The 727-nt window shown below is 32.2% G+C and carries 1 protein-coding gene; it reads left to right on the top strand.

Annotated features, from left to right (window positions below; all coding sequences use genetic code 11):
* A partial coding sequence (locus ACLL8X_RS09290) for a motility associated factor glycosyltransferase family protein (RefSeq protein WP_411990632.1) occupies window positions 1-727 on the top strand: 727 nt, incomplete at both ends.

The following is a 727-nucleotide window of genomic DNA, read 5'->3' on the forward strand; positions in this document are numbered from 1 at the left end:
TGTTTCTACTGGACCTTCTTTAACCAAACAACTTCCTTTGTTAAAGAAGTATGCAAGCAAAGCCACAATATTTTGTGCGGATAGTGCTTATCCTATTTTGGCTAAGAATGAGATTAAGCCTGATTATGTGTGTATGCTTGAGAGAACTGATTTTACAGCAGAGTTTTTTAATCATAATTTTGGGGAGTTTGATAAGGATATAGTGTTTATCTTAAAATCCGTTGTACATCCTAATGCCACAGCATATCTTAAAAAAAATAATAGAAAATTTATAATTGTTTCTACTTATGCAGGTTTTATAGAGCATGTAAATTTAAATGATTTTGGGTATTTTAATATGGGCTTTAGTGTAGCAAATATGAATTACGCCTTAGCCATACACTTAAAACATAAAAACATTGTCTTTATAGGACAAGATTTAGCTTATGCTGATAATGGCAACTCTCATCCTAATGATTATCAACACTCAGCTATTTATGAAACCGACTATTTCAAACACATCTCTACCCTTTCTTATGGAGGGGAAAAACAAGTAAAAACACATCACATCTGGCTATTGTTTAAACAAAGCTTAGAAGAAGATATCGAAAACATGCAAAAATACCTAGCTGTAAAAACCTACAACTGCACTGAAGGGGGTGCTAGGATAGAAGGAAGTATAGAAAAGCCTTTTTTATGGGCTTGTGAGAATTTATTAAATGAAGATTTAAATAAGCCTTTTGTGAAA

Source organism: Campylobacter parajejuni (assembly GCF_046764905.1).
In the GTDB taxonomy this organism is placed as follows: Bacteria; Campylobacterota; Campylobacteria; order Campylobacterales; family Campylobacteraceae; genus Campylobacter_D.